This window comes from Arthrobacter sp. Y3221157 (assembly GCF_059089865.1).
The window spans coordinates 20,648-27,004 of record NZ_JBNHFD010000050.1; the positions used below are offsets into that span (position 1 = coordinate 20,648).

General features: G+C 66.6%; 8 protein-coding genes. 1 reads left to right on the top strand and 7 read right to left on the bottom strand.

Features of this window, described 5'->3' with window-relative positions:
• Positions 1 to 116: 116 nt before the first annotated feature.
• A complete protein-coding gene (locus AC5RTT_RS13175; protein WP_494145570.1) occupies positions 117 to 1,394 on the top strand; it encodes a PrsW family intramembrane metalloprotease in 1,278 nt (425 codons plus the stop codon).
• Between the two features lie 89 nt (positions 1,395 to 1,483).
• On the opposite strand, the gene nusB is transcribed toward AC5RTT_RS13175, so the two are convergent.
• The 7 genes from nusB to AC5RTT_RS13210 form a co-directional block, all read right to left on the bottom strand.
• Positions 1,484 to 1,894: a transcription antitermination factor NusB gene (gene nusB, locus AC5RTT_RS13180; protein ID WP_133347200.1), complete on the bottom strand. Its 411-nt coding sequence runs from the start codon at positions 1,892 to 1,894 to the stop codon at positions 1,484 to 1,486.
• Entirely contained in the window at positions 1,894 to 2,457 is a 564-nt protein-coding gene (gene efp / locus AC5RTT_RS13185; RefSeq protein WP_043454411.1) for an elongation factor P, read from the bottom strand. Before efp ends, nusB begins: the two co-directional genes overlap by 1 nt.
• A gap of 174 nt (positions 2,458 to 2,631) precedes the next feature.
• On the bottom strand, positions 2,632 to 3,150 hold the full coding sequence (locus tag AC5RTT_RS13190; protein ID WP_494145571.1) for a tetratricopeptide repeat protein: 519 nt from the start codon (positions 3,148 to 3,150) through the stop codon (positions 2,632 to 2,634).
• On the bottom strand, positions 3,150 to 4,241 hold the full coding sequence (aroB, locus tag AC5RTT_RS13195; protein WP_494145572.1) for a 3-dehydroquinate synthase: 1,092 nt from the start codon (positions 4,239 to 4,241) through the stop codon (positions 3,150 to 3,152). Before aroB ends, AC5RTT_RS13190 begins: the two co-directional genes overlap by 1 nt.
• Entirely contained in the window at positions 4,238 to 4,807 is a 570-nt protein-coding gene (locus AC5RTT_RS13200) for a shikimate kinase (RefSeq protein WP_494009259.1), read from the bottom strand. Before AC5RTT_RS13200 ends, aroB begins: the two co-directional genes overlap by 4 nt.
• Positions 4,807 to 6,006, bottom strand: coding sequence for a chorismate synthase (aroC, locus tag AC5RTT_RS13205; RefSeq protein WP_494053165.1), 1,200 nt, complete (start codon positions 6,004 to 6,006; stop codon positions 4,807 to 4,809). The genes AC5RTT_RS13200 and aroC overlap by 1 nt, the downstream gene beginning before the upstream one ends.
• A gap of 26 nt (positions 6,007 to 6,032) precedes the next feature.
• Positions 6,033 to 6,357, bottom strand: a 325-nt coding sequence (locus AC5RTT_RS13210) for a Rossmann-fold NAD(P)-binding domain-containing protein (protein WP_494145573.1), incomplete at its 5' end; no start/stop codon positions are given.

Here is a 6,357-nt window from a genome sequence, read left to right on the forward strand (position 1 = left end):
TTACCACACGGCGTCCCGCTGGCCGGTGCCGGCGGAACGCGGCGATGGTCACATCCGGGGCCGCCGCGGCGGGAGGATCCTTGGATGGGTGGCGCGGTACACCTAGGCTTTCGGGTATGTCGACGCATCCCCGCCAGCCATCGCCCGGGTGGCCTGAAGATCCGTACTCCGGCCCGGCCTCCCCGCTCCCCCGCCAGGCCAATCCCAGCTGGATGGGACACGTGCAGCCGGAGAACTACCGGCCGGCGCCAGGGCACCAGGGCAGGCCGGTGGAGGCAGTGCTGCCGCCCCAGGTGCAGGGAACCGCGCTGAGGTCGGCGCGGACCAGCGGAGGACTGCTCGGGCTGACGGTGGCCGGTGGCGCCCTCGCGTTCCTCAGCCTGTTCCTGGTGGTGCCGTTCCTGCTGTCCAATACAGGCGCTGCCGGCTTCCTGATCGGGTTCTTGGCCTCGCTGCTGCCGCTCTCGGTGGTGCTGCTGGCCGTCTATGTGATCGACAAGTGGGAGCCCGAGCCGAAGCGGCTGCTCTTCTTCGCCTTCACGTGGGGTGCGGCCGTGTCCATCGCCGCCACCCTCCTGATCCAGCCCTTCTTCGTCCTTGCCTTCCAGTTTTCGGATATCCCGGACCTGCAGACCTACATGGCCACCGTCCAGGCGCCCATCGTGGAGGAATTCGCCAAGTCCCTGGGCCTGCTCCTGCTGCTCCTCCTGGCCCGGCGGCATTTCGACGGACCGGTGGACGGGGTGGTCTTCGCGTTCACGATTGCCGGCGGGTTCGCGTTCACCGAGAACATCCTCTACTTCGGCCGGGCCATCGCCGAATCGGCAAGCCCGGCCAGCGAGTTCGCCCAGGTGTTCTTCCTGCGGGGCGTCATGTCGCCCTTTGCCCATGCCATTTTCACGGGCACTACCGGGCTGATCATGGGCTTCGCAGCCCGGCGCTGGCATGCGGGGGCTTCGGTGGCGGCCTTTGTTGTGGGGTTGCTGCCGGCCATGTTCCTGCACAACCGCTGGAACAGCATGGGCCAGGGTTTCCTGCTGGATTACATCGTTGTCCAGGTGCCCATTTTCTTCCTTGCCGTCGCGGGAATTGTGCTGCTGCGCGTCGCCGAGAAGAGGCTGACGCGGCAGCGGCTGCTGGAATATTCCGCTGCCGGCTGGTTCACACCGGCCGAGGTGGAACTCCTGGCCACGCTCGGGGGCCGCCGCACCGTGCTGAACTGGGCCGGCGGCTACGGCCGGAAACGGCAGATGAAGGAATTCCTGAAGGCTGCCACCCGGCTTGCCAACACCCGCCAGCGGATCCTCAGCGGACGCGACGTGCAGCTGCACCAGGCGGAGGAACGGCAGCAACTGCAGCAGATCCTGGCCCTGCGTGCGGCGGTGGCCTCGTAAGGCAGGCACCACGGCGGCTTAAAGCGGAAGGGCCGGCTCCCACCATCGTGGGAGCCGGCCCTTCCGGCATGTTTCGCCTGGCGCTGCTGCTAGGCAAGCAGCGACGGCTTCAGCTGCTGCAGGCGGCCCAGGAGTCCGTTGATGAACTGGGGCGACTCGTCGGTGGACAGCGTCTTGGCAAGCGCCACGGCCTCGCTGACCGCCACACCGTCCGGGACGTCGTCGTTGTAGAGCAGCTCCCAGGTGCCGATCCGCAGGATGGCCCGGTCCACGGAAGGCATCCGTTCCAGGCTCCAGCCCTGGGAATAGGTCTCCAGGAATTCATCGATCGCGGCCTGCTGGGACACCACGCCCTCGACGATTTCCACGGTGTACGGATTGACGATCTGGTCCGTCTTTTCCCGGCGCGCCCGCAGGACGTCGAAGGGTGAGACAGAGCGCTGCTCGGCCTCGAAAAGAACATCCAGTGCCCTGCTGCGGGCTTTACCGCGTGCGCTCACTACTCAGTGACCCGGCCGAGGTAGCTGCCGTCGCGGGTGTCCACCTTGACCTTGGTGTTGTTCTCGATGAAGAGCGGGACCTGTATCTCGTAGCCGGTTTCCAGCGTGGCGGGCTTGGTGCCTGCCGAGGAGCGGTCGCCCTGCAGGCCCGGCTCGGTGTAGGTGATTTCCAGCACGACGCTCGGCGGCAGTTCGATGTACAGCGGGGTGCCGTCGTGGATGGCGATGTTCACCATCTGGTTTTCGAGCATGAAGTTGGTGGCGTCGCCCACGGTGGCACCGGAGACCGTGATCTGGTCGTAGTCGGAGGTGTCCATGAACACGAAGTCAGCACCGTCCTGGTAGAGGTACTGGTAATCGCGGCGGTCCACGGTGGCAGTCTCGATCTTGAGGCCGGCGTTGAACGTCTTGTCCACAACCTTGCCGGACATCACGTTCCGCATCTTGGTCCGCACGAAGGCGCCACCCTTGCCCGGCTTGACGTGCTGGAATTCGATGACGTTCCAGAGCTGGCCCTCGAGCTTAAGGACCGTTCCGTTCTTGATGTCGTTAGTGGTTGCCACTGGTTTCCTCTGGTTTCTCTGTCTGGCTGGATGGTCAGACGTTCTATGCCGGCCGGGCAAGCCAGGTGGCCCGCCGGCGCGTGTTTGTCAAAAATCGCGCGGTTCGGAAAAAATCCAAGAACCATTCTACCGGTAATCCGCCGGCCGGTTTCCCCGGAGCAGGGCGGGGGCAGTTCAGCAGGCCAGTTCCAGGACGTCCCGTGCCCGCTGGAGGGCCACCGTGGACGAGTAGATCAGGGCCGCGTCAGCCGATTCCGCCACCCGCAGGTCGAGTGCACGGGCAAAGGACTCCACCGCCGCGGACGTCTGGCCGGCACTGTACTGGGTCTTGCCCAGGAACTGCAGCACGAGAGCTTCGCGCGGTGTTCCCTGCACCTCGCTGAGGAGCTGGCGAAAGAGTTCCACCGCACGGTCCGGGCGGTTGGAGACCCGGAGCACTTCAGCTTCGAACGCGCGCAGCCGGAAGGACTCCGGATCCCGGAACCGTGCTTCGGCCAGGAGTTCGGCAGCCTCGGCGGCGTGGCCTTCCACCAGCAGGACGAAGATATGGTCCGCGGGGTCGGTGGACGCGGCCAGTGCTTCGCGGCAGGCATCCTCGTTCACGATTGCAGGCAGCAGTGTTTCCGGATTGATCCTGATCCCCGGAAAGCCGGCCTCCGGCCAGTCGGTTGTTCCCGTCATGTCGCCCGTCATCAGGAAGCGATCTCCTGGTAGGCGGCGAACAGGAGGGAGGTATCCGGCACGTCCAGGATCCCCGGCTTCGCCACGCCGTCGAGCACGACGAACCGCAGCAGGTCACCGCGCGCTTTCTTGTCCCGGCGCATGCCGTCCAGCAGGCCCTGCCAACGGTCGCGGCGGTAGGTAACGGGCAGGCCCAGCCCTTCCAGGATGGTGCGGTGCCGGTCGGCGTCGGCGTCACTGAGGCGTCCCACGCTGCGGGCCAGTTCGGCGGCGAACATCATGCCCACGGACACGGCCGCGCCGTGCCGCCAGGAGTAGCGTTCCACCAGTTCGATGGCGTGGCCCAGGGTATGCCCGTAGTTGAGGATTTCACGCAGCCCGGACTCCTTCAGGTCCTCCGACACCACTTTTGCCTTGACGGCAATGGCCCGTTCGATCAGTTCCCGGATGGCCTCGGAGTGCGGGTCGGTAACAGCCGCGGTGTCCTTTTCCACCAGATCCAGGATTGCGGGATCGGCGATGAAACCGCATTTGATGACCTCAGCCATGCCCGAAATGATTTCGTTCCTGGGCAGGGTGTCCAGCGTGTCCAGGTCGGCCAGGACCGCTGCCGGCGGGTGGAAGGCGCCCACCAGGTTCTTGCCTTCGGCGGTGTTGATGCCGGTCTTTCCACCCACGGCGGCGTCCACCATGCCCAGCAGGCTGGTGGGCATGTGGATGACCTTCACACCGCGCAGCCAGGTGGCAGCCACGAAGCCGGCCAAGTCCGTCACCGCACCGCCCCCGACGGCGACAATGGCGTCGGAGCGCGTGAAATCGTTCTGCCCAAGGACCTGCCAGCAGAAAGCGGCAACCTGGATGTGCTTGCCCTCTTCCGCGTCCGGGATCTCGGCAGTCAGGGCGGTGAAACCGGCGGCGGCCAGTTCGTCACGCACCGTGTCGCCGGTGAGCCGCAGGGCACGCGGATGGATGACCAGCACGCGGCGGACACGCTCACCCAGCCGCCCGGGAAGTTCACCGAGCAGGCCCCGGCCCACGACGACGTCGTAATTATTGGCGGCGGACTCACCGGTGACTTTGATCACTGTTGATGAAGCGTTCACTGTTCAACTTCCTGTTTGGCAGCTGCGTAGTTCCGCAGTGCTGCTTCGAGCCGTTCGCCAAGCTCGGCAACAGTGCCGTGGCGAACGTCCAGGGTGATATCTGCAAGCCGTTCGTAAACAGGCTTGCGGGTGGCGAACAGGGCCGTCCAGCGGCCCAGGGCGTCGCCGGCCAGCAGCGGGCGCCCGGAGTTCCGGGCAATGCGGCTGGCGACAGTTTCGGCGTCGCACTCGAGGTACACCACGGTGCAGCGGCCGATCAGCTGCTGGGTTCCGGAATCCAGGACTGCACCGCCGCCGAGGGAAATCACCGTTGCGGTCCCTTCCGCCGCTTCGACGGCGGAGGCGACAGTCCGGGCTTCGATTTCCCGAAAGGCATGCTCTCCGCGGCCGGCGAAGATCTCGGCGATGGAGCCGTGCCCGGCAACGATGACGGCGTCGGTGTCGACGAACGGGACATGGAGCTGCTGCGCCAGTTGCTGCCCGATCGCGGATTTGCCCACGGCCATGGGACCGATCAGGACAATCGGCCGGTCGCCGACAGGACCTGTATTGCTACGCTGCGGCACTACTGGCCGATCGAGTCCAGGGACGCCGGAATGCTGTCCAGGTAACCCTTGATGTTCCGGGCGGTCTCAGCAACAGAGTCGCCGCCGAACTTCTCCGTGACGGCTTCAGCAAGGACCAGGGCGACCATCGCCTCAGCCACCACGCCGGCTGCCGGGACGGCACAGACGTCTGAGCGCTGGTGGTGCGCCTTCGCGGGCTCGCCGGTGCTGACGTCGATGGTCTTCAGGGCACGGGGTACGGTTGCAATCGGCTTCATGGCAGCGCGGACGCGCAGGACGTCGCCGATGCTCATGCCGCCCTCGATGCCCCCGGCGCGGTTGCTCGCACGGACGATGCGGCCGGCATCGTCGCGGACGATCTCGTCGTGGGCGGCAGAACCGCGGCGCGCAGCGGTGCGGAATCCGTCACCGACCTCCACTCCCTTGATGGCCTGGATGCCCATCAGGGCGGCGGCGAGCCGGGAGTCGAGACGGCGGTCCCAGTGCACGTAGCTGCCCAGTCCCGGGGGAAGGCCGTAGGCAAGCACCTCCACTACGCCGCCAAGGGTTTCGCCTTCCTTGTGGGCGGCGTCCACCTCGGCCACCATGGCGTCCGACGTTTCGCGGTCGAAGCAGCGCAGCGGATCGGCGTCAAGGGCAATGACGTCGGCGGGGACAGGCAGCGGCCGGCCTTCCGGAACGGTCACGCTGGCGATGGACACGGTGTGGCTGACCAGTTCGATCCCGAGGTGCTTGAGGAACCTGGCGGCCACGGTGCCCATGGCAACACGCGTTGCGGTTTCGCGGGCACTTGCGCGCTCCAGCACGGGACGTGCCTCGTCGAAGCCGTACTTCTGCATGCCGGTGAAGTCGGCGTGCCCCGGGCGGGGGCGGGTGAGGGGGGCGTTGCGGGCCTGGTCGGCGAGCAGTTCGGGGTCCACGGGGTCCGCGGACATGATCTGCTCCCACTTGGGCCATTCGGTGTTCCCCACCTGGATGGCAACGGGACCGCCCTGGGTGATGCCGTGGCGGACGCCGCCGAGGATGGTCACAACGTCCTGCTCGAACTTCATGCGCGCGCCGCGGCCGTAGCCCAGCCGGCGGCGTGCCAAGGAGTCTGCGATGTGCCCGCTGGTGATTTCCACACCGGCGGGGACGCCTTCAATAATTCCCATCAGAGCCGGACCATGGGATTCACCGGCAGTCAACCAACGCAACATATCTTCCATCCTGCCACGGGGGGCGGTTACAAAGCCCGTCGGGGAAGGCCGACTGAGGCGCACATCACATCTATGACGGCCGCATTGACGTCATCGCCGCGGCGGGTGAAAAGGCGTACCTGTTCCACCGCCTGGTACAGCAGCATCTCGAGGCCGGGCACCACAGTGCCGCCGCCCGCCTGCCACACGGAGGCCACCAGGCTGGGCCAGGGGTCGTAGGCAACATCCAGCAGCACGCCGGGGGTGGTTGTTTTCAGCTCCGCTATTTCGGCTGCCAGCCCGTCCGCGGCCCGCGGCGGCAGGGTGGAGATGACGACGTCGGCGGCGGCCGTTGGGTGCGCCGCGCCCGCC

Bases quoted from the DNA above. Each gene is read 5' to 3' on its own strand.
- AC5RTT_RS13175 (WP_494145570.1), top strand. From the start codon at position 117: ATGTCGACGCATCCCCGCCAGCCATCGCCCGGGTGGCCTGAAGATCCG.
- AC5RTT_RS13190 (WP_494145571.1), bottom strand. From the start codon at position 3,150: ATGACGGGCGACATGACGGGAACAACCGACTGGCCGGAGGCCGGCTTT.
- aroC (WP_494053165.1), bottom strand. From the start codon at position 6,006: ATGTTGCGTTGGTTGACTGCCGGTGAATCCCATGGTCCGGCTCTGATG.